Below are 20,865 nucleotides of genomic sequence, written 5' to 3' on the forward strand. Positions count from 1 at the left end.
CAGGGCGCGGCCTCACCGCAACCGAATAGTTTTCGCCTGATCGGCAAATTTGATTCATCTGTCGTGGGTTAGAGTCGGTTCTCCGACAGCTTCGACCTCAGCCACCCCCCAAACGCCTCCAGCACCGGATGGCTCGCCTTGGCATGTTCGGACACCAAAAAATACGAGCGCGGCGATTTGATCGCGATGTCGAAGGGGCGCACCAGGCGGCCTTCGCTGAGTGCCCGGCGGCTGGTCAGTTCGTCGCCCATGGCGATGCCCTGGCCGGCGATCGCTGCCGAGAAGACCAGGTTCATGTCGGAGAAGAAGATGCCGCTTTCAGTGTCGGGGTTCTCGACTTTCGACAGCGCCAGCCAGCGCGCCCAGTCCTCCGTGTCGCCGAGATGGAGCAGATTGGCGCGCAGCACGTCGGCCGGCTTGGAAAAACCGCCAACCTTGTTGAGCAGCGTCGGGCTGCACAGCGGCGTGAACGAGATCTCGCACAGCAGCTCGGCCGCCCGGTTCGGCCAGTTGCCGACGCCAAAGGCGATAAAGGCGTCGGCGTCCGGATTGCTGACGTCGTCGAGACGCCGCGGCGTAAGGATGTGCAGCGCGACGTCCGGATACATCTGCCGGAACTCGCCGATGTGGGTGCATAGGAACAGCGAGGCGAAGCCCGGCGTGCAGGAGACGCTGAACGAACCGCCGACGCCGGTGCCGGCATGGCGCGTCACCGCGTCGCCGAGCACGGTGAGCGCCTTGCGCACGTCGCTGGCATAGCGCTGGCCGCGCGGCGTCAGCGCCACGCCCTTGCCGATGCGTTCCAAAAGGTCGAAGCCGAGGTCGCGTTCGAGCAGCCGCAACTGGTGGCTGACGGCGCTGCGGGTCAAGTGCAATTCGTCGGCCGCACGCCACACGCTGCCGTGGCGGGCGAAACTGTCGAGGGCGCGCAGCGCCTGGGTGGAGGGTATTCTCAAGAAGCCTCAGGTGAACCGAATTTGCATGAGCCGGGAAAACATATCACTTTTTGGAAAGCCGCTTCACTGCTTTCTTTGACGGATGGAGAAACCGGTGACGACCTCGGCGCAAGCAACCGCGCTTGCCTGCATCGACGGCATCCAGCCGCTGCTGTCGGTGTGGACGCGCACCATCTTCGACTTCGGCGAGACCGCCTGGCGCGAATACCAGTCGGCCGCCTGGTATGTCGATCGGCTGAAGCGCGAGGGCTTTTCTGTCGAGGAAGGCTCGGGCGGCATGCCGACCGCGTTTTGTGCCCATTGGACGAACGGTGCGGGCCCGACCATCGGCATGTATGCCGAGTATGACGCGGTGCCCGGCAACTGCCAGGACGCGGCGACGGTGCAGCGTCCGCGCCCGGGCCTCGGCCGCGAGGCCGGCGGCCACACCGATCCGCATTCGGGGCTGGGCATTGCCAGTCTTGGCGGCTTGCTCGCCACCAAGGCGGCGATGCAGCAGCACGACATTCCAGGCACGCTGCGCTTCACCGGCGAGCCTGCGGAAAAGGTGAGGGGATCGAAGCCGATCCATGCGGCGAAAGGCTATTATGACGGCCTCGCCGGCATGATCTCTTTCCACCCTTTCTACATGCTGCCGCTCTGCAACACGGCGCGCTGGGACACGCATTGCGGTGCCGCTTACGCGATGATCTACCGTTTCATCTGCGACCGGCCGGAGCGCTGGGCGAAGCGGGCCGGCGGCGCGGCCCCCATCCCGCAGTCGCATTCCGCGATCAGGGCGCCCGGCGCCAACGACGCGCTGATGATGATGTACATGGCCTCGAAGGCGCTGCGCGATTCCATGCTGCCGCACCAGGGCGGCTGGTCGATCAGCGAGGCGATCCTGACCGCCGGGCAGGCAACCGCCGACAATCTGCCGGCGGGGCTCTCCGAGATCCAGTACATGATCCGCGTGCCGACGCTCGAGATGGCCGAGCAGGTCACCGCCGTGCTCGACCGCAACGCCGAAGCTGCCGCGACGATGAGCGGCTGCCGCTACGAGCGGCATTTTGTGTCGAAGTCGCGGCCGGGGCTCGCCAACCACGCCATGGCCGGCATTGCCTATGAGGCGCTGTCGGCGGTCGGTCCGCCCCGCTGGGACGAAGATGCCAAGGCGGTCGCCCGCGAGATCCAGGTCAATGCCGGGCGTATGGGAAGCGACGAGCCGTTCATCGACGAGCTGGAGCGGCTGATCGAGCCGCAGGCGGCGGAAGCCATCCTGCGCCGCGACCTGCCGCCTTCGCAGGTGAATTCGACCTCCGATGACTACACCGACATGTCGTGGCACGCGCCGACGGCGCGTTTCTATGTCGCCCGCCCGGCGCTGCGCTCGGAGACCGGCTATCCCTATCCGTCCTGGGTGATGAATGCGCTGGGCGGCATCCCCGCCACCATCGACCCGATGGTCATCTGTGCGGCGAAGACGATCGCGCTATCGGCCCTTCGTCTGCTCGAAGACAAGGCCGCCCGCGACGCGGCGATGGATGAATTCTTCGCCCGCACCGGCGGCGGCATTGGCGGCACGAACTGGATCGCGCCGCTCTGCGACTACGAACCGCCGATCAACTTCCGCTGGCCGGAATATGTCACCACGCCGCGCGGGCGCGACTGGTGGATACCGAGCGGCCAACCCAACCAAACCGCATGATCAAAGCACGAGGAGAACCCCATGACCGTTCATGACCGCATCGTCGCCGAACCGTTCTCGCTGCAGCGCCGCAACCCGGCCGGCGGCACCAAGCCGCTGACCGCCTGGGGCTTCGCCAACGAGACCGACGTCCTGACCGACGTGCTGCTCGGCTCGCCCAATTTCCTGCGCCATCTGTCGACCAGCTCGCTGTCGCGCAAGCATCTGCGCGAGGCGCCCTGCAACGTCCAGATTGCGCAGGCGCAGCACAAGGACCTCGTCGCCGCCTATGAGCATTTCGGCGTCAACATCCACTGGCACGAACCGACGCCGGAACTGCCGATGCAGGTCTATTCGCGCGATTCCAGCGTCATGACGCCTTACGGGGCCTTCATCACCGCCATGGCCAACTGGTGGCGGCGCGGCGAGAACTATGCCGCCATCCGCACCTATGAAAAGCTCGGCATCCCGATCTACGACATGGTCACCGCCGGCACCTTCGAGGGCGGCGATTTCAACGTCATCGAGGAGGGCGTCGTGCTGATCGGCTGCGGCGGCGCCCGCACCCAGGAAGAGGGCGCCCGCCAGGTGCAGGCCTGGTTCGACAAGGAAGGCTGGGAAACCCGCATCGCCTTCATCGACGAATACTACGTTCATATTGACCTGATGGTGGTGCCGATCGCCGAGAAGCTGACCGCCGTTTGCCTCGCCTGCACCGAGCCCGGCATCGTCGACTGGCTGAAGGGCAAGGGCCACGAGATTATCGACGTGCCCTTCCAGGACACGATGGCGCTCGGCTGCAACTTCATGTCGCTCGGCAAGGACAGGGTGATTGCGCCGACCTCGAGCCAGACGCTGATCGGCCAGCTCAGGGCGCGCGGCTTCGAGGTGGCGGCGATCGACATGAGCGAGATCTCCAAGACCGGCGGCGGCATCCACTGCATGGCGCAGGCGCTGAAGCGCGAGCCGGCCTGAAGGGGCAGACGCTCTCGCTTGCCTGCCGGGGCTGTGCTTCTGGTCCGACGCGTTGTTCCATTTTTCACAAGATGGACAACGCGTTTGATCGGTCTTACGCTTTCAGCCGAACCAGTGGAGACGTTCGCGGCCCCTATGAACAAGGTTGATATCAGCAGCAAGGGCAGCGACGAGCGCTCGACGGCCACCAGCCTTTTGCGGCTCGGCACACGATTAAAGCTCTCCCGGCAGACGCGTGGCCTGACCTTGAAGGCGCTGGCCGCCGCCGCCAACTGCTCCGAAAGCCTGCTGTCCAAGGTCGAGAACGGCAAGGTCTCGCCCTCGCTTCCCATGCTTCACCGGCTTGTCGAGGTGCTCGGCACCAATATCGGCTGGATGTTCGAGGAGGCCGACGGCGAGGAGGGCATCGTCTTCAGGGCCGGAGCGCGGCCGTTGATCGCGCTCGATCCTTTGCGGCGCGGCGAGGGCATTTCGCTCGAGCGCGTCATTCCCTATTCGCCGGGCCATCTCCTCCAGTGCAACATCCACCATATCGAGGCCGGCGGTGAAAGTGCGGGACCGATCCAGCATGCCGGCGAGGAAGTCGGCTATGTGCTCGAAGGCTCCATAGAACTGATGGTCGGCGAAAAGACATTTCGCCTGTCCGCCGGCGATTCCTTCGTTTTCGATTCCGAACTGCCCCACTGGTACCGCAATGTCGGCGATGAACGCGCCAGCATTTTCTGGGTGAACACGCCGGCGACATTCTGACGAGCGACATTCTGGTTTGGCGAGCCCCATTTCCCTTCGCTGATGCTAATTCAAGTCACTTGACAAGAAATCAAGTATCTTGAATTATGCGATTGCGCTCAGGCGCCAGGTGAGCCCGATCAAGGGCCTTTTCCGCAAAACCAAGGGGAACCGGAATGCGTCTTACCAAGATCCTTTCAGGCTGCGCCGCAGCCGTCGCCATGACCCTCGCCCTCGGCTCCGCCTCTGCCATGGCCGAGACCTATGCGCTTGTCACCATCAACCAGCAGGCGCTGTTCTTCAACCAGATCAATGACGGTGCAACGGCCGCGGCCAAGGCTGCCGGCGTCGACCTGGTCATCTTCAACGCCAACAATGTGCCGAGCGCGCAGAACGACGCGATCGAGAACTACATCACCCAGAAGGTCGACGGCATCATTCTCGTCGCCATCGATGTCAACGGTGTGAAGCCGGCGATCACCGCGGCCAAGGCCGCCGGCATTCCGGTCATCGCCATCGACGCGCAGATCCCGGAAGGCGACAATGTCGCCTTCGTCGGTGTCGACAACACCAAGGCCGGCGAGGACATCGGCAAGTTCTACGCCGAATACGTCAAGACCAAGCTGAACGGCACCGCCAAGATCGGCGTCGTCGGCGCGCTCAACTCGTTCATCCAGAACCAGCGCCTCGACGGCTTCAAGAAGGCCGTCGCCGACAGCGGCCAGAAGGTCACGTTCCTCGACACGGTCGACGGCCAGAACGTGCAGGACGTCGCATTGTCTGCCTCCGAAAACCTGATGACCGCCAATCCCGACATGACGACGCTCTACGCGACCGGCGAGCCGGCTCTGCTCGGTGCGGTTTCCGCCGTCACCAGCCAGGCCCGCACAGGCGACGTCAAGGTGTTCGGCTGGGACCTGACCAAGTCGGCGGTGCAGGGTCTCGAAGAGGGCTGGGTGGTCGCCGTCGTCCAGCAGGATCCGGCCGGTGAAGGCAAGGCTGCCATCGAAGCTTTCGTCAAGCTCAAGAAGGGTGAGAAGATCGACCCGATCATCAATGTTCCGATCACCATCGTGACCAAGGAAAATGTTGGCCAGTTCAAGGACATGTTCAAGTAAGATCTCCCAAGACCGCCGGGCTGCGCATTGACCTGAGTGTCGCCCGCGCGGCCCGGCGACCGATTGAACTTTGTCGCCCAGAGAACTGGAACCATGATGAGCGATGGCGAGACCTACCGCGTCAGGATGACCGGTATTTCCAAACGGTACGGCCCTATCCAGACGCTGGACGATGTTTCGCTGAACCTGAAGCCTGGCGAAGTGCTCGGCCTGGTCGGCGACAATGGCGCCGGCAAATCCACCCTGAGCAAGGTGCTGTCCGGTGCGGTCATTCCGGATTCCGGCGCCATCGAGATCGATGGCAAGGCCGTGACCTTTTCCTCACCGGCCGATGCCCGCGCCGCACGGGTGGAGATGGTCTACCAGGACCTTTCGCTCTGCGACACGGTCGATGTGGCAGGCAATCTCTTCCTCGGCCGCGAGCCGCGCCGCCACGTTCTCGGCATTCCCTTTCTCGACAACAGACGCATGCATGACGCGACGCGCGACATGCTCGACCGGCTTGGCATCGTCATCGCCGATACAAAACTCAAGGTCGAAAACCTCTCCGGCGGCCAGCGTCAGTCGATCGCCATCGGCCGCGCCGCCTCCTTCGATCCGTCCGTGCTGATCATGGACGAACCGACGGCCGCACTTGCGGTGGCGGAAGTCGAGGCGGTGCTGGAACTCATCCGCGCCGTCAGCGCCCGTGGCGTCAGTGTCATCCTCATCACCCATCGCCTTCAGGACCTTTTCCTGGTCTGCGACCGCATCCAGGTCATGTATGAAGGCCGCAACGTCGCCGAACGCAAGATCGGCGACACCAGCATCGAAGAAGTCGTCAACCTGATCGTCGGTCGCAAATTCACGGCGCGTTCTGCGCGCGCCAGCCGTGATGAGGGGACACAGCCATGAACGCTACCTCACCGTCGGCAGGCGTGGGCGCTTCGTTGCCCAAACGCGCCCACAACAGCACGTGGAAGGATGTGGCGATAGCCAATGGCAGCGTCGTCTCGATTGCGCTGTTCTTCCTCGTCGTCTGCGTGGTCTTTTCGCTGATCACCGGCTCCTTCCTGACGACGCCCAATCTGCTCAACATCGTGCGCCAGTCGGCGCCACTACTGATTGTTGCGGCGGCCATGACCTTCGTCATCACCACCGGCGGCATCGATCTCTCGGTCGGGTCCGTGCTGGCATTGACGGCGACGCTGTCGGCCGTCTTGCTGCAGGCTGGCCTGCCATGGCCGCTCGTCGTCGTCGCCATGCTGGTGCTCGGCGCGGCGATCGGCGCCCTGCAAGGCTTCTTCATCGCCTATGAGCGGATACCGGCTTTCATCGTTACGCTTGCCGGGCTCTCCGTCATCCGCGGGGTGGCGCTGCTGATCACCGGCGGCTATTCGATCCCGGTCGAGCCGACGAGCTTTTTCGTCAACATCGGCAGGGCCTGGTTTCTCGGTGTTCCGGTGCCGGCGCTGCTCGCCCTTGTCGTGCTGATCGTCGCCTATCTCGCTTTCAACCAGACGCCGTTCGGCCGCTATGTGACCGGCATCGGCGCCAATGCCGAGGCGGTACGCCGGGCCGGTGTCGATACGCGCTTCATAACGCTCTTCGTCTATATCCTTTCGGGCATGGCGGCGGCATCGGCGGGCATCATTCTCGCCGCTCGACTCGGCTCCGGCTCGTCCAATGCCGGCCAGGGTTTCGAACTCGATGTCATCGCCGCCGTGGTGCTCGGCGGTACCAGCCTGTTCGGCGGGCGTGGCACGATCATCGGCACGGTGCTCGGCGCGTTGACCGTCGCTGTCATCGGCAACGGCCTGATCCTCGCGCATATGTCGCCGTTCCTGACGCCGATCGTCACCGGTACCATCATCCTCGTGGCCATCTGGCTGAATTTCCGCCTGTTCAAGGGCGCGACGCGGGGCCGCTGACATGGATCATCTGTTCGACGACAAGCCAGGGGAACGGGCGCCGATCGGCGTCCGCTCCGGCACGGTGATGACCGTGACCGGCCCGGTTGCGATTGCCGATATGGGCGTGACGCTGATGCACGAGCATATCCTGCTCGATGGCGCGACATCCTGGAAATGCCCCTGTCATCCCGAGGAAAGGAAGATCGCCGAGCAGCCGGTCAGCATGGAGATCATCGGCGAGTTGCGGATGAACCCCTACATGAACCGCGACAACATCTCGCTCGACGACAGCGACCTGGCGCTTTCGGAACTGGCGAAGTACCGGGCGCTCGGCGGCCATACCGTGGTCGATGCGACCAATATCGGCATCGGCCGCGATCCGGTGAAGCTGGCTCGCATCGCCCGCGCCTCTGGACTGCGCATCGTCATGGGCACCGGCTTCTATCTGCAGCACACTCATCCCGACTGGCTGAAAGCGATGGACGTCGACGACGTCACCGAATTCCTGGTCAACGATGTCGGCGGCGGGACGACGCAGCCCGATATCATGGCCGGCATCATCGGCGAGGTCGGCATCAGCAAGGATTTCACCGACGAGGAGCGCAAGTCGCTGCGGGCTTCGGCCCGCGCCGCCAAGATCACCGGCGTGCCGCTGACCATCCATCTGCCCGGCTGGGAGCGGCTGGCGCATGAGGTGCTCGACGTGGTGGAGGCGGAAGGCGCCGATCTTCGGCATACTGTGCTTTGCCACATGAACCCGAGCCACAACGATCTCGCCTACCAGAAAAGCCTCGCCGCGCGCGGCGCCTTCCTGGAATACGACATGATCGGCATGGATTTCTATTATGCCGACCAGGACGCGCAATCGCCGTCAGACGAGCAGAACGCGCAGGCGATCCGCTCGCTGATCGACATGGGCCTGGTTGACCGGATTCTGCTGTCGCAGGACGTCTTTCTCAAGATCATGCTGACGCGCTTCGGCGGCTTCGGCTACGGCTTCATCCTCAAGCATTTCGTGCCGCGGCTGAAACGCCATGGCGTCGAGCAGGCGGCGATCGACCGTATGCTCGTCGACAATCCAAAGACCGTGTTCGCCGCGAGTCTCTAGGCTGCGGATCAATTCGACATAGGGAGTAAACATGTCCAGGAAGAAGGTTCTTCTCGCAGGCGAATCCTGGGTCTCGACCGCGACCCACATCAAAGGCTTCGACCAGTTTCCGACGGTGACTTATCACACCGGTGCCGACGAGCTTTTGGCCGCGCTGAAGGACAGTCCGTTCGACGTCACATTCATGCCGGCGCATGAGGCGCAGCGGAATTTTCCCCAGACCATGGAAGCGCTTTCGGCCTATGACGCGGTCGTGCTTTCCGATCTCGGCGCCAACACGCTGCTGCTGCACCCCGACACCTGGATCCATTCCAAACCGACGCCGAACCGGCTTCGCCTGCTGCGCGACTATGTCGGCAAGGGCGGCGGCCTGCTGATGTTCGGCGGCTATTACAGTTTCCAGGGCATCAATGGCGGCGCGCGCTATCACAAGACGCCGGTCGAGGAGGTTTTGCCCGTCTCCTGCCTGCCGGTTGACGACCGCGTCGAGGTTCCGGAGGGCTATGCGCCGGTCGTCGTCGGCCCGCAAAACCATCCGATCCTCGCGGGCCTTGGCAAGGACTGGCCGATCCTGCTTGGCTTCAACGAGGTCACGCTCAAGGACGGTGCGGAAGTTCTCGCCACCGTGTCTTCCGACTACCGTTCCCTGCCGCTGCTGGTGACCGGCAAATATGGCAAGGGCCGCACCGTCGCCTGGACCTCGGATGTCGGCCCGCACTGGCTGCCGCCGGGCTTCATCGCCTGGAGCGGCTACAAGACCTTGTTCGAACAGATGCTGGGCTGGGTAACAGCCAGGGACTAGCCATGCGCGTCCATGTCATCGGCAATGTCTGCGTCGACACGACGTTTCGGCTGGACCGGTTTCCGCAGCCAGGCGAGACGCTGAACGCATCCGGCCATGCCGATGGACTTGGCGGCAAGGGTGCGAACCAGGCCGTCGCCGCGGCGCGCACCGGAGCCGATGTCCGCTTTCATGCGGCGATCGGTAATGATGACGCCGGAGCGTGGATCAGGCAGCAACTGAGCCGCGATCTTGACGCCGGTCGTCTGACGACGTTGCCGCTGCCCAGCGACCGTTCGACCATCATGGTCGATGCGCAGGGCGAGAACCTCATCGTCACCGGCGCCAGTTGCGCCGCCGCCTTCGATCCACTCGCCGACAGTGGTTTTGCGCCGTCGATCGAACGCGACGACATCGTGGTGATGCAGGGCAATCTTCGCGCCGATGTGACGACCGCCTGCCTGCTTGCGGCGCGCGATGCGGGAGCCATGACGATCTTCAACCCGAGCCCGCTCGCGGCCGGCCACGCGCCGCCATTGGGCGCCGTCAGCCTCGTTGTCGTGAATGCGGGCGAGGCGGCGCAACTGACCGGAGCCGGCGATCCTGCCCTGGCGGCCCGCGAATTGATCCGCCAAGGCGCCGGCACCGCGATCGTGACGCTTGGCGCGCAGGGCTGCCTGGTCGCCGATGGCGAAGGGCGGATCGAACGGATCGCGGCGTCCAAAGTGGCTGTGGTCGATACCAGTGGCGCGGGCGATGTCTTCTGCGGCTGCCTCGCCGGCTGCCTTGCGGCCGGCATGGACTTCGCCGCGGCAGCGCGGATCGCAGTCCGCGCCGCGGCCATCTCGGTCGGCCGCGCCGGCACGCTCGAGTCCTGCCCCGACAGGCGTGAGATGAAACTGCTCATGGAAACGAGGCAAGCGGAAACCGCATGACAAAATCCCCCAAAACCATCGGCTCCAAGCCAACAGGTTCCAAACCAGTTGGCCAGGTCACGAACGACGCGCTGCAGTCGATCTTCGGCAGAAGCAAGGTGGTGATCGGCGTCGTTCACCTCGCACCTCTGCCGGGCGCGCCGCGCTACGATGGCGAGGCGGTGGAAGCCATCTATCAGCGCGGCCTCGACGACGCCAAAGCCTATCTCAATGGCGGTTGCGACAGCGTCATCGTCGAGAACCATGGCGACGTGCCGTTTGCCAAGCCGGATGATATCGGGCCTGAAACCTCCGCCTACATGTCCGTCGTTTCCGACCGCATCCGCCGCGAGCTCGGCCGGCCGATCGGCATCAATGTGCTCGCCAATGCCTCCATTCCGGCGCTGTCGATCGCCAGCGCCTCCGGGGCTGCCTTCGTCCGCGTCAATCAATGGGCCAACGCCTATGTCGCCAATGAAGGTCTGATCGAAGGCGAGGCGGCGCGCGCCATGCGCTTTCGCGCCAGGCTTCGGGCCAATGGCATCCGCATCTTCGCCGATGCCCACGTCAAGCATGGCGCCCATGCCATCGTCGGCGACCGGCCGGTCGAGGAACAGGTCAAGGACCTGGTATTCTTCGACGCCGATGCGGTGATCGCCACCGGCCAGCGCACCGGCCACGCCGCTGACCTCGGCTACATTAGGATGATCAAGGACGCAGCCGGGTTGCCGACGCTTGTCGGCAGCGGCGTGACGCCCGACAACGTCAACGACATTCTCGACATCGTCGACGGCGTCATCGTCGCCAGCTCGTTGAAGCATGATGGCGTCTGGTGGAACCAGGTCGATCCGCAACGGGTGAAAGCCTTCATCCGCGGCCTCAAGCGGTGACCTTGGTGCCGGAGATCGACGGCAAAAGGCTGCTCGGACGGCTCGACGCGTTCGCCCGGATCGGCGCGACGCCGGCCGGGGGCGTCAATCGTCAGGCATTCAGCGTCGAAGATCGCAACGCCCGGCGCCTGCTGGCTGAACTGGCGCTCGAGCGCGGCTTCCAGGTTTTTCAGGACGGCATGGCGAACCTCTTCATCCGCCGCGAGGGCTCGGACGCTACGCTGCCGCCGCTCCTGATCGGCAGCCACCTCGACAGCCAGCCGACCGGCGGGCGCTTCGATGGCGCGCTCGGCACGCTCTCCGCCTTCGAGGCGCTCGAAGCCCTGGAGGACGCGAAGGCCAAGACCCGAATACCGATCGAGGTCGTTGCCTGGGCCAATGAAGAGGGCAGCCGCTTCGCGCCGGGCGTCATGGGTTCCATGGCCTTCACCGGTGCGGATATTTCCGCATGGAAATCCACGATCGGCAGCGACGGGGCGTCGCTGGCAAAGGAGATCGAGGCGACGATCGCCGCCCTGCCCGAGGCGACGCTTCGTCCGATCGGCTTGCCGATATCGGGCTATATCGAGCTCCATATCGAACAGGGGCCGTCCCTGGAGAGGGAGCGGATACCGATCGGCGTCGTCACCGCCGTGCAGGGCACTCGCTGGCTGGAAGTCTCCTTTCAAGGTGCCGCGGGTCACGCCGGTACGACCGGTCTTGCCTACCGTAGGGATCCGATGGTCGCCGCCGTTGCCGCGATGCACAGCCTGCAGGCGACGATCATGCCGCTCGACACCAGTGCACGGCTGACGGTCGGGCGCATCACGGCTCAGCCGGGATCGATCAACGCCATACCGCAATCCGTGATGTTCTCCGTCGACCTCAGGCATCCGCAGCCGGAGCGGCTCGACGCGATCGAGGCCGAGCTGCGCCGGGTTTGTGCGGCGGAGGCCGCGGCGCAGCATTGCACGGCAACGATCAGGCGATCCTTCGATATGCCCGGGGCGGCATTTTCGCCCGAGATGGTCAAAGTCGTCGAGGAGGCCGTCACCTCGCTGCAACTGCCGCACAAGCAGATGGTTTCGGGCGCATTCCATGACGCACTCTTCATCGCCCGAGTGGCGCCGGCTGCGATGATCTTCGTGCCGTGCCGCGACGGGCTGAGCCACAACGAGGCGGAACATGTCGAGCCTGCCGACGCGATCACCGGGGCGCGGGTGCTGCTGCAGGCGGCGATCGTAGCGGCCAGCTCAAGGCGCACGGCCTCGAGGTTGCCGCCGTCGACATGAACGAAATCTCCCCGACCGGCGGCATTCACTGCGTGACGCAGATGCTGAAGTTCGAACCGGCCTGACGGCAAAGCTTCAGCCGACAATCTGCAGGTGAGTTCAGTCAGCGGCGCAATCGCTGACGTTGCACCAGAACGCGAATGGCGGGTCTCGTTTCCGGTCACAACTTGCTTGCCCGCTAACATAAGAGCACACTGAAGAATTCAGCAAATATTGGGAGGAAACCATGAGCGCCATGAGCTTCACCACCCTTGAACGCGGCAAGACGACAATCGATGCCGCGGCCCTCGAAGCACTTTCGGCACAGATACGCGGCACGGTGCTGCGGGAAGGCGACGCCGCCTACGATGACGCACGCAGCATCTGGAATGCGATGGTCGACCGGCGGCCAGGCCTGATCGTCTGTTGCGTCGGCGCCTCCGACGTCGTCGCCGCCGTGAATTTTGCCAGGGAAAACGGACTTCTCGTCTCCGTGCGCGGCGGCGGCCACAACATCGCCGGCAGCGCCGTCTGCGATGGCGGCCTGATGATCGATCTGTCCATGATGAAGTCGGTGCGGGTCGATGTCGCGGCGCGGCGGGCCTGGGTCGGACCCGGCGCCACGCTTGCCGATGTCGACAGGGAAACGCAGGCTTTCGGACTGGCGGTGCCGACCGGCATCAACTCGACCACTGGCATTGCGGGCCTGACGCTGGGTGGCGGCTTCGGCTGGATCACCCGCAAATTCGGGCTGACCATCGACAATCTCGTCTCCGCCGACGTGGTCACCGCCGACGGCAAGCTGCTGCGCGCCAGCCACAGCGAAAATCCCGACCTGTTCTGGGCACTGCGCGGTGGTGGCGGCAATTTCGGCGTCGTCACGGCGTTCGAGTTCCAACTCCACCAGTTCGGGCCGCAAGTGCTGTCGGGGCTTGTCGTCCATCCGTTCGCCGATGCCGACAAGGTGCTGCGCGAATATCGCAAGGCGCTCGAAACCGCGCCCGACGAACTGACCTGCTGGGTGGTCATGCGGCAGGCGCCGCCGCTGCCCTTCCTGCCGGAGGAATGGCACGGCAAGGAGGTGCTGGTGCTGGCCATGTGCTATTGCGGCGACATCCAGACCGGCGAAAAGGCGACGCAGACGCTTCGCGCCATCGGTACGCCGATCGCCGACGTCGTCGGCCCCAATCCGTTCACCGGCTGGCAGCAGGCCTTCGACCCGCTGCTTGCGCCCGGCGCCCGCAACTACTGGAAGAGCCATGACTTCACGGAGCTTTCCGACAGTGCGATCGCGGTCACCACGGCGGCTGTATCCCAGCTTCCGGGTCCCGAATGCGAAATATTCTTCGGCCATGTCGGCGGGGCGGCGGGCCGCGTCAGGGCAGATGAAACGGCGTTCCCGCAGCGCAGCTCGCATTTCGTCATGAACGTCCACGCCCGCTGGCGCGAGCCGGCAATGGACAAGGCCTGCATCGACTGGGCCCGCGGTATCTATGAAGCAGCACGGCCCTATGCCGCCGGCACGGCCTATGTGAACTTCATGCCGGAGGACGAGATCGACCGGGTCGAAGCGGCCTATGGCGACAACTATCGCCGGCTGCTGGAGATCAAGCAGCGCTACGACCCGCAGAACCTGTTCCGCATGAACCAGAACCTGCGTCCGAAGGAAGGTCTGCGCGCCGCCTGAGACCGGCATCCGTCCGGGACGGCGCGGGCAGCCGCGCCGTCCCGCCAATGGATTGCATGGTGGCGGCGCGGCAGCCGTCAGCCCAGGACCGGCGGCGTGTCGTCATAGCTCAGCGTCACCAGTTCGGGGTGGCGGTGGGCAAGCGCGACGATCTGCGTCTCCAGCTCGCAATTATAGGCCATCAGCGCCTTCACCGTTTCGAGTGGGCTGGCGTAGCGGGCGATCAGCTTTTCCGCCTCGGCGTGAAGCTCCGCCTCGGCGTCGGGATCGAGATGCAGGATGCTCATTGCCGCCGCCTCGGCGCCTGGAGCGCATCGAGGCGCTGCTGCAAGTGTCCGTTGAGCACGATCATTTCCTTCAGGGCTTTCACCGCATCGCCCTTGTAGTGCGCGATGAAATTTTCGGCGGTTGCCTGCAATGCCGCCTCCTGGCGGCTGTCCAATGTCACGATCTGGTCCATGTCAAACACCTCCTTGAACCTGGTGCCGACGGTGAACAAAAAGGGAACAAAATGTCAAGGTCGAATTGACTTTGTCAGGAATGAGTTCCTATTTTTAGCAATGCCTGATACAGACGGAAGACGAAAGCGCGGCAATGCCTGGACGCTCGGCAAATCGCACGAGAGAGGCGATCTCATCCTCATCCGCTGCGGTCACTGCAACATCAAGCGCTGGTACGAGCCGTCCGATCTGATCAGGCTGTTCGGCGATGTCGACATCGAGCTGATCGACGGCCACATGCTTTGCGAACAGTGCCGCAACAAGGAATTCGTCCGTGCCGAAGCCCGCCACCTCACCGCGCGGGAGCGCGTCGGCATCCGGGTGCGGCGTCTGGCCGAGATAAGGGTGGTGCGCCGGGTGGTGTGGAAGGATGAAGAATGAGGAGGGCGGGTAACGACCCGGTATTGTCATGCACAACCGGGCTCGGCAAAAGCCGCTAAAGTTCAGCGTATCGCCTGAGGCCCATTCCGGCAAACAGCAAGACCATCAGGATCGTGAATACGATGATCATGCCACAGCGAAAGACATTCGCGAGCGGCGAGATTTTGGTATTTGACAGTTGATTGAACGGCACGCCACGCGGTTTTGTCGCCGCCAGCCCAAGCCAGCAGACGCAGGTCGCGGCAAATAGCAAACCGATATAAAAATCCATCCAGTCCGGCACTCTCACAAAGCCGAAATTGAACGCGAATGCACGGTTCACGGACAGAAGCAGCAGGGAGGACATAGCGCAGATAAATATCAGGCGTTTCATTCTATTTCGCCTCCGCCGTTTGCAGCGTTGTCTCCTGTTAGCGTATAAGTTGCATTGATTGAAGAAGCGTTATGTCGACTTGGCGCACGCTGTCCGTTGAAGTTGGGGTGAAGGCATGAAGTATGACGACGCGTCCTGGCACTCCGGAGGTAATTTTCCGAAGGACCTTCCCGACGAAGCAGGAGCAACCCACATTGCGATGTTTGTTGCATGGGCAGTCCTGAATGACTTGGCCGGCGAAATGCACACGGAGGAGTTCCCGGACGAGCGGGAGCGCCTAAAAGCCAGAAGCCTTACACCCCGGGAGTGGTTTCTCGAAGTCTGCGACGGCAAGTTCACGGATGACGATCTAAACGACGCCGGAAATCTATTCGCGGCAAGATACTATGATGCCGCCGATACGGACCCGGTTTCCTACATGGCAGACTACAGTGAGGCGTTTCCTGACGGTGAGACCCTCTATTCCGTGCCGGACGGGTGGGACACCTATTCAACGATCCAACCCATGATCGACCGTCGCTATCAGGCCTGGCTCAGCACGAGATAGCTCGCACTTGTTGTCCTGGCTGCAGCAGTGCCCCTTTCGCGGGATGGCTGCGTCGGAAACTTAGGCCAGTGGACGCCGCGCAACCACCAAACCTCTAGACTCCCTCTTCATCCTCAGGTGGCTGCATCAGCGTCCGCGCCGCGTCCGCTCCGGCCGCAAGGATACGATCCGACAAGTCCGTCCCCTCCACGGCACGGGCCAGCTGAAGCGCGCCGATGAGGGTCGCAAAGATACCGAACGCAACGCTCTCCGGATCAGCGGTCCGCGGCGGCAAATCCGCTGACACCTGGCGCACCAGGGTCAGCAAACGCTCGGTATAGAGTTGACGCGTTTCGGCTGGCTCGCGCGAGATTTCCGGCAGCAACGCGGCAGAGGCGCAGCCCTTGCCGGGATTGTCCCGGTGCGCCGCCGACAAATATGTGTCTATGGCCATTGTCAGACCGCCGGAGGCCAATGCTTCCCGTATCTGGTCGGATTGATCCTCCAGGGCCGCCGCCACGGTTTCACGGACAAGCGCCGCCTTGGATTGAAAGTGGGGATAGAAGGCCCCGTTCGTCAGCCCGGCGTCGCTCATGATTTTTGCGAGTCCCGACGCCGCGATGCCGTCACACCGAAAACGCTCAGTGGCGACCTCCATGATCCGGCCGCGCGATGCGTCCTTTCGACCCTTTTCGTAACGCATGGTTTCTCCTTCCGGATTTGCTATTGCATTATGATCGTAATCTGATATTACAACCATAATCCAATCGACAGAAATAAGCTAGAGCTCGTGAGCTTGGAGTATCAGAAATGAATGCGAATTCTGGAAAAACCGCGATCGTGACCGGAGCCTCCTCGGGCATCGGTCGCGCCAGCGCCGAGGCACTGGCGCGGGCAGGGTTCACCGTCTTCGGAACAAGTCGCCGCGCGGCCAGCATTGGCCCGAATGGGGTGACCATGCTGGCTTGCGACGTGACTGACGATGGCGCCGTCAATACGCTCGTCTCGAACGTGCTCTCGCGGACCGGCCGGATCGACCTCCTGGTCAACAATGCCGGTGTCGGCCTGCTTGGTGGCGCCGAGGAATCCTCGGTCGCCCAGGTACAGGCCCTGTTCGACGTCAATCTGTTCGGCGTCATCCGCATGACCAATGCGGTGTTGCCGTCGATGCGGCGGCGCGGCCAAGGGCGTATCGTCAACATCGGCTCGGTGCTGGGCCTCGTACCGGCGCCGTATTCAGCGCACTATTCGGCGGTCAAGCACGCGCTCGAGGGTTATTCGGAATCGCTCGACCACGAGGTTCGTGCCTTCAATGTCCGCGTCTCGGTCATCGAGCCGGCATTCGTGCGTACCGTCTTCGACCAGAACGGCATCGAGCCGGATTCGCTGTTGAAGGAATACGATCGGGCTCGGGCCGGGTTCAAGGCGCTGCTGAGCGAGGTGATGCCGACAGCCGATCGGCCGGAGGTGGTGGCGAAGGTGGTCGTCAAGGCGGCGACCGATGCCCGTCCGCGACGGCGCTACACGGCTGGCAAGGCCGCGCTGCAGGTCAGCCTCCTGCGCCGCTTTGCCCCCGCAGGCATTTTCGACAAGAGCTTGCGCAAGCAGTTCCGGTTACCGGCCTGAACCACAGCGAGGCGAAGGATTTCACGCACGTGAGACTGGCAACCACAACACAACTGGCAACCACAACACAATTGGTCAGGCGCCACAGCCCGGAGATGTCGAACATGACACATGCATTCGATCAATCGCCTCACTTTCAGAAAGTCCCTGCCATGAAGGCATTCGTCGTCGACAAGTATAACAAGAAGGGCATTCTGCGGCTGGCCGAGATGCCGGTGCCGGAGGTCGGGGACAACGATGTCCTGGTCGAGGTCCATGCCGCGGGGGTGAACCTTCTGGATTCTAAGGTCAGAACCGGAGAGTTCAAGCTCATCCTGCCCTATCGCAAGCCCTTCATTCTGGGTCACGATGTGGCTGGGGCGGTTGTCAGGGTGGGAGCAAAGGTCCGCAAATTCAAACCCGGCGACGAAGTCTACGCGCGGCCGCGCGATGGCCGGATCGGGACATTCGCCGAGTTCATCGCCATGGATGAGGCCGACGTGGCTTTGAAGCCGAAAAACCTCAGCATGGAAGAGGCGGCCTCGATCCCGCTGGTCGGTCTGACCGCCTGGCAGGCGCTTGTCGAAAGGGCGAACCTGAAGAAGGGACAGAAGGCCTTCATTCAGGCGGGCTCCGGCGGCGTGGGGACATTCGCCATCCAACTGGCAAAGCACCTCTGCGCGAACGTCGCGACAACAGCGAGCGCCGCGAGTGCCGATCTGGTCAAGGATCTCGGCGCCGACGTTGTCATTGACTACAAGAAGGATGACTTCGAGAAAATCCTGTCTGGTTACGACGTCGTCTTGAACAGCCAGGACGCCAAAACGCTTGAAAAATCACTGAGCGTGCTGAAACCGGGTGGGAAGCTTATCTCCATCTCCGGTCCGCCGGATCCCGAATTTGCCGAGAAACAGGGACTGAACGTGGTGCTGAGGCTGGTACTGCGCCTGTTGAGCCGGGCTATTCGGGCCAAGGCCAAGCGCCGTGGCGTGAAGTTTTCTTTCCTTTTCATGTGGGCGCAGGGTGATCAGCTGAGCAAAATCACGTCCCTCATCGAATCCGGAGTGATCCGCCCGGTAGTCGATAGGGTCTTTCCGTTTGAAGCGACCAATGAGGCTCTGGCCTACGTCGAAACAGGACGCGCCAAGGGCAAGGTCGTCGTCAGGGTCAGGTAGCGAGCCTGTTTGTTCGATTCGTCTAGAACAGCGAACCTTGCGCACTGGCTCCGGCCGGAAACTTGATCTGCGTCGCTGGCTTCTCGACGATCACCAGCGCGTCGTCAGGCGCCGTGCGCTGCAGCTTTCTCGCTTCGGACCACGGCGCACTGAGCCACGTCTCCGTCTCCTCCGGCGTGGTCAGGATCACCGGCATCGCCTTCTCGTGGATCGGCGCGATCAGCGCATTCGGCTTGGTGGTCAGGAAACCGTAGAGCTCGTGCTCGCCCGGACCTTCCTTGACCTTGCGCACGCCCTGCCAGGGCGTCCATAGGCCGGCGAAGAAGAACAGGGGGCACTCTTCGCCGAGCGCGAACCAGTAGTTCTTCTGGACGCCTGTCTCCGGGTCTTTTTGACCGGGCGTGGGGCTCGGTTCGGCAAAGCTGGTCACCGGCACGACGCAGCGGTTCTCGACGCCGAGAAAGGGCTGCCAGTGGCCATATTGCGGGTTGCGGATGTTGGTCGTGCCGGAATCGGCATTGCCGCGCATGCGCTCGGGCGGCGTCGGCATGCCCCAGCGCAGATTGGCAAGCTCGCGCGCTCCGTCGGCCGTGTTGCGCACCACCGGCGCGAACTGGTTGGGATAGATGTCGACCGAGGGCTCGAGGTTGCCGGCGATGTCGCGCAGTGCGCGGGTCCACTGGCGGATGGCTTCCTGGCTGGTGGTAATGTTGTAGAGGTTGCACATATGAGCAGAATTGCGGAATTGGCCCGGCTCCGCAACGGGGGCGTGGGTCGGGCCGGCGCTCTTTCAGAGATCCGCACGGGCGAGGTCGGTGGCCCGGCTGCCGGGGGGGGGGATGTATGGGTTGGCCGCCGGGCCTGACCGGCTTCTGCGACCTCGCCGGCTGACATGAACATGCGCTGAAGCTAATGTAAGGGCAATATCGACCAACGGCCCTGGTAGCCTAGGACCCAATGCCCATCAGGTCGTGGCTTCACAAACCCGAAGCAACATGCGCTTATGACCCGGATGCCACCATTCATTGAGCCATCGATGGGCGTTCTCACGATCAGGGATTTTGAGGTGGACTTGCAGTCTTGAAATCGTGCCGCGTCCTTCGGCTTGCCTGGGAGATGCTAAATGCGCGGGTTCTTGCTTTTCATTCGCTGCTGCTTGTACACATCCCGATTGTATCTCACGCCGCCGCCATTCACGACGCCGCGAAAGAGGGCGATGTCGCGGCGATTACTGCAGCGCTCGACGCGGGTGCCGGCGTCGATGAGAGCGACGGGCGCGCGACACCACTCTATCTTGCGGTCAGGGGCGGGCATTTTGCGGCGGCAAAACTGCTCATGGAACGCGGTGCCGACGTCAACGCCGCCCCGACGCCGCTTATGGGTCCTGCCCTCATGCCGGCTTTGGCAAAACGCAGGATCGACTTGATCAATCTGTTGCTGGACGGGGGCGCAAATCCAAATTCGCGCCGCAACCGCGAAAACGCCCTCCACATCGCCGTCAATCTCGATTGCCTCGATTGCGTGAAGGCACTGGTCGAGGCCGGCGCGGACGTGAATGCGAAGACAAAGGACGGCAAGACACCGCTCCATCTGGCAAAATTCAAGGGGCAACGCGAAGTCGCTGACTATCTCTTGTCGCACGGCGTCGTTTTGCCAACACCTGCTCCGATATCGATGAAGTTGGCTACTGCCGAGGTTGAGAAAGGCCGAACCTACTTCACCAGCGTGTGTGCCGGTTGCCACAATGCCGCGCCACAGGGAGGGAGCAAAGCAGGACCCAACTTGTGGAGCGTCGTCGGCCGCGACAAAGCATCTGTGGCAAATATGCGTTACTCCGACACGTTGCTGGGCTGGGAGGGTGTATGGACGTACGAGGACCTGAACAGATATCTCTTCGGGCCCATGCTCACCACGCCGGGCGTCAAGATGGAGACTCCTGGTGTCCCGGACGAGACCGAACGGGTCAACCTGATCGCCTACTTGCGCACGCTCAGTGACAAGCCGATCCCGCTGCCCTGAACCGATGAGCTCTTGGCGCAAACTACTGCTACGGCCCTGCGTCTTATGCCCAAAACGTTCATCGACTGGCCGTCGTTTATGAGTACACGCCCCAAAGCAATTCCAGGAAAAGTGCGTAGCGGTTTTCCGTCCGGAATTGCGTCAGAACAATGAGATAGAGCGGTTCTGCGTTCCCGTGAAACGGTGAACCGCTCTAGGACCAATCGACATTCAGGATTCAAAATTGCGTTGATGCATGATTCATAGGCTTCCAGATTCGATCTGGAGGACAATGGATGGTGTCGCGCTACGAACTGAGCCAGCGGCAATGGCAGCGCATC

At 63.0% G+C, this 20,865-nt stretch carries 23 protein-coding genes; 17 read left to right on the forward strand and 6 right to left on the reverse strand.

The annotated features are described in order from the left end of the window. Positions 1-68: 68 nt before the first annotated feature. Complete coding sequence (locus ACFX5Q_RS20620; protein WP_404281012.1) at positions 69-956, reverse strand: LysR substrate-binding domain-containing protein; 888 nt, start codon at positions 954-956, stop codon at positions 69-71. 82 nt (positions 957-1,038) lie between these two features. On the opposite strand from ACFX5Q_RS20620, the gene ACFX5Q_RS20625 reads away from it, so the two are divergent. From ACFX5Q_RS20625 to ACFX5Q_RS20680, 12 genes are all read left to right on the forward strand, one after another. After that, a complete protein-coding gene (locus ACFX5Q_RS20625) occupies positions 1,039-2,643 on the forward strand; it encodes an amidohydrolase (protein WP_404281014.1) in 1,605 nt (534 codons plus the stop codon). Positions 2,644-2,664: 21 nt separating this feature from the next. Continuing rightward, positions 2,665-3,597 (forward strand): dimethylarginine dimethylaminohydrolase family protein, encoded by a 933-nt coding sequence (locus ACFX5Q_RS20630; RefSeq protein WP_192181417.1) that lies wholly within the window; start codon positions 2,665-2,667, stop codon positions 3,595-3,597. Between the two features lie 135 nt (positions 3,598-3,732). Continuing rightward, on the forward strand, positions 3,733-4,347 hold the full coding sequence (locus ACFX5Q_RS20635; protein WP_404281016.1) for a cupin domain-containing protein: 615 nt from the start codon (positions 3,733-3,735) through the stop codon (positions 4,345-4,347). Between the two features lie 155 nt (positions 4,348-4,502). Beyond that, positions 4,503-5,444, forward strand: coding sequence for a substrate-binding domain-containing protein (locus tag ACFX5Q_RS20640; RefSeq protein WP_404281019.1), 942 nt, complete (start codon positions 4,503-4,505; stop codon positions 5,442-5,444). 93 nt (positions 5,445-5,537) lie between these two features. Next, positions 5,538-6,338, forward strand: a complete 801-nt coding sequence (locus ACFX5Q_RS20645; protein WP_404281022.1) for an ATP-binding cassette domain-containing protein — start codon at positions 5,538-5,540, stop codon at positions 6,336-6,338. Then, positions 6,335-7,354, forward strand: a complete 1,020-nt coding sequence (locus ACFX5Q_RS20650) for an ABC transporter permease (protein ID WP_404281024.1) — start codon at positions 6,335-6,337, stop codon at positions 7,352-7,354. The genes ACFX5Q_RS20645 and ACFX5Q_RS20650 overlap by 4 nt, the downstream gene beginning before the upstream one ends. Before the next feature lies 1 nt (position 7,355). Then, entirely contained in the window at positions 7,356-8,444 is a 1,089-nt protein-coding gene (locus ACFX5Q_RS20655) for a phosphotriesterase (protein ID WP_404281027.1), read from the forward strand. 31 nt (positions 8,445-8,475) lie between these two features. Next, entirely contained in the window at positions 8,476-9,246 is a 771-nt protein-coding gene (locus tag ACFX5Q_RS20660) for a glutamine amidotransferase (RefSeq protein ID WP_404281029.1), read from the forward strand. A 2-nt stretch (positions 9,247-9,248) separates the two neighbouring features. After that, positions 9,249-10,160: a ribokinase gene (locus ACFX5Q_RS20665; protein ID WP_404281031.1), complete on the forward strand. Its 912-nt coding sequence runs from the start codon at positions 9,249-9,251 to the stop codon at positions 10,158-10,160. After that, entirely contained in the window at positions 10,157-11,029 is an 873-nt protein-coding gene (locus tag ACFX5Q_RS20670) for a BtpA/SgcQ family protein (RefSeq protein ID WP_404281033.1), read from the forward strand. The genes ACFX5Q_RS20665 and ACFX5Q_RS20670 overlap by 4 nt, the downstream gene beginning before the upstream one ends. Beyond that, positions 11,026-12,300, forward strand: a complete 1,275-nt coding sequence (locus ACFX5Q_RS20675) for a Zn-dependent hydrolase (protein ID WP_404281036.1) — start codon at positions 11,026-11,028, stop codon at positions 12,298-12,300. Before ACFX5Q_RS20670 ends, ACFX5Q_RS20675 begins: the two co-directional genes overlap by 4 nt. 226 nt (positions 12,301-12,526) lie before the next feature. Next, a complete protein-coding gene (locus ACFX5Q_RS20680) occupies positions 12,527-13,966 on the forward strand; it encodes an FAD-binding oxidoreductase (RefSeq protein ID WP_404281038.1) in 1,440 nt (479 codons plus the stop codon). Between the two features lie 77 nt (positions 13,967-14,043). On the opposite strand, the gene ACFX5Q_RS20685 is transcribed toward ACFX5Q_RS20680, so the two are convergent. Further along, complete coding sequence (locus tag ACFX5Q_RS20685; protein WP_006201519.1) at positions 14,044-14,253, reverse strand: hypothetical protein; 210 nt, start codon at positions 14,251-14,253, stop codon at positions 14,044-14,046. After that, a complete protein-coding gene (locus ACFX5Q_RS20690) occupies positions 14,250-14,426 on the reverse strand; it encodes a hypothetical protein (RefSeq protein ID WP_404281040.1) in 177 nt (58 codons plus the stop codon). The genes ACFX5Q_RS20685 and ACFX5Q_RS20690 overlap by 4 nt, the downstream gene beginning before the upstream one ends. Between ACFX5Q_RS20690 and ACFX5Q_RS20695 the strand changes: the two genes are divergently transcribed. Further along, a complete protein-coding gene (locus ACFX5Q_RS20695) occupies positions 14,425-14,847 on the forward strand; it encodes a hypothetical protein (RefSeq protein ID WP_404281043.1) in 423 nt (140 codons plus the stop codon). The two genes, ACFX5Q_RS20690 and ACFX5Q_RS20695, sit on opposite strands and share 2 nt — an antisense overlap. 55 nt (positions 14,848-14,902) lie before the next feature. Here ACFX5Q_RS20695 and ACFX5Q_RS20700 read toward each other — a convergent pair whose 3' ends face one another. Next, positions 14,903-15,220 (reverse strand): hypothetical protein, encoded by a 318-nt coding sequence (locus tag ACFX5Q_RS20700; RefSeq protein ID WP_404281046.1) that lies wholly within the window; start codon positions 15,218-15,220, stop codon positions 14,903-14,905. Between the two features lie 115 nt (positions 15,221-15,335). On the opposite strand from ACFX5Q_RS20700, the gene ACFX5Q_RS20705 reads away from it, so the two are divergent. Further along, positions 15,336-15,767: a hypothetical protein gene (locus ACFX5Q_RS20705; RefSeq protein ID WP_404281048.1), complete on the forward strand. Its 432-nt coding sequence runs from the start codon at positions 15,336-15,338 to the stop codon at positions 15,765-15,767. 94 nt (positions 15,768-15,861) lie between these two features. Here ACFX5Q_RS20705 and ACFX5Q_RS20710 read toward each other — a convergent pair whose 3' ends face one another. After that, a complete protein-coding gene (locus ACFX5Q_RS20710) occupies positions 15,862-16,449 on the reverse strand; it encodes a TetR/AcrR family transcriptional regulator (RefSeq protein ID WP_404281050.1) in 588 nt (195 codons plus the stop codon). A 107-nt stretch (positions 16,450-16,556) separates the two neighbouring features. Between ACFX5Q_RS20710 and ACFX5Q_RS20715 the strand changes: the two genes are divergently transcribed. Continuing rightward, positions 16,557-17,372, forward strand: coding sequence for an oxidoreductase (locus ACFX5Q_RS20715; RefSeq protein ID WP_404281052.1), 816 nt, complete (start codon positions 16,557-16,559; stop codon positions 17,370-17,372). 152 nt (positions 17,373-17,524) lie between these two features. Further along, complete coding sequence (locus tag ACFX5Q_RS20720) at positions 17,525-18,526, forward strand: NADP-dependent oxidoreductase (protein ID WP_404281067.1); 1,002 nt, start codon at positions 17,525-17,527, stop codon at positions 18,524-18,526. 22 nt (positions 18,527-18,548) lie between these two features. Here ACFX5Q_RS20720 and ACFX5Q_RS20725 read toward each other — a convergent pair whose 3' ends face one another. Then, on the reverse strand, positions 18,549-19,253 hold the full coding sequence (locus tag ACFX5Q_RS20725; RefSeq protein ID WP_404281055.1) for an SOS response-associated peptidase: 705 nt from the start codon (positions 19,251-19,253) through the stop codon (positions 18,549-18,551). A gap of 353 nt (positions 19,254-19,606) precedes the next feature. Between ACFX5Q_RS20725 and ACFX5Q_RS20730 the strand changes: the two genes are divergently transcribed. Beyond that, positions 19,607-20,545 (forward strand): ankyrin repeat domain-containing protein, encoded by a 939-nt coding sequence (locus ACFX5Q_RS20730; protein ID WP_404281058.1) that lies wholly within the window; start codon positions 19,607-19,609, stop codon positions 20,543-20,545. Positions 20,546-20,865 lie beyond the last annotated feature (320 nt).

It is taken from the genome of Mesorhizobium sp. IMUNJ 23033, from assembly GCF_044778005.1.
GTDB lineage: Bacteria > Pseudomonadota > Alphaproteobacteria > Rhizobiales > Rhizobiaceae > Mesorhizobium > Mesorhizobium amorphae_A.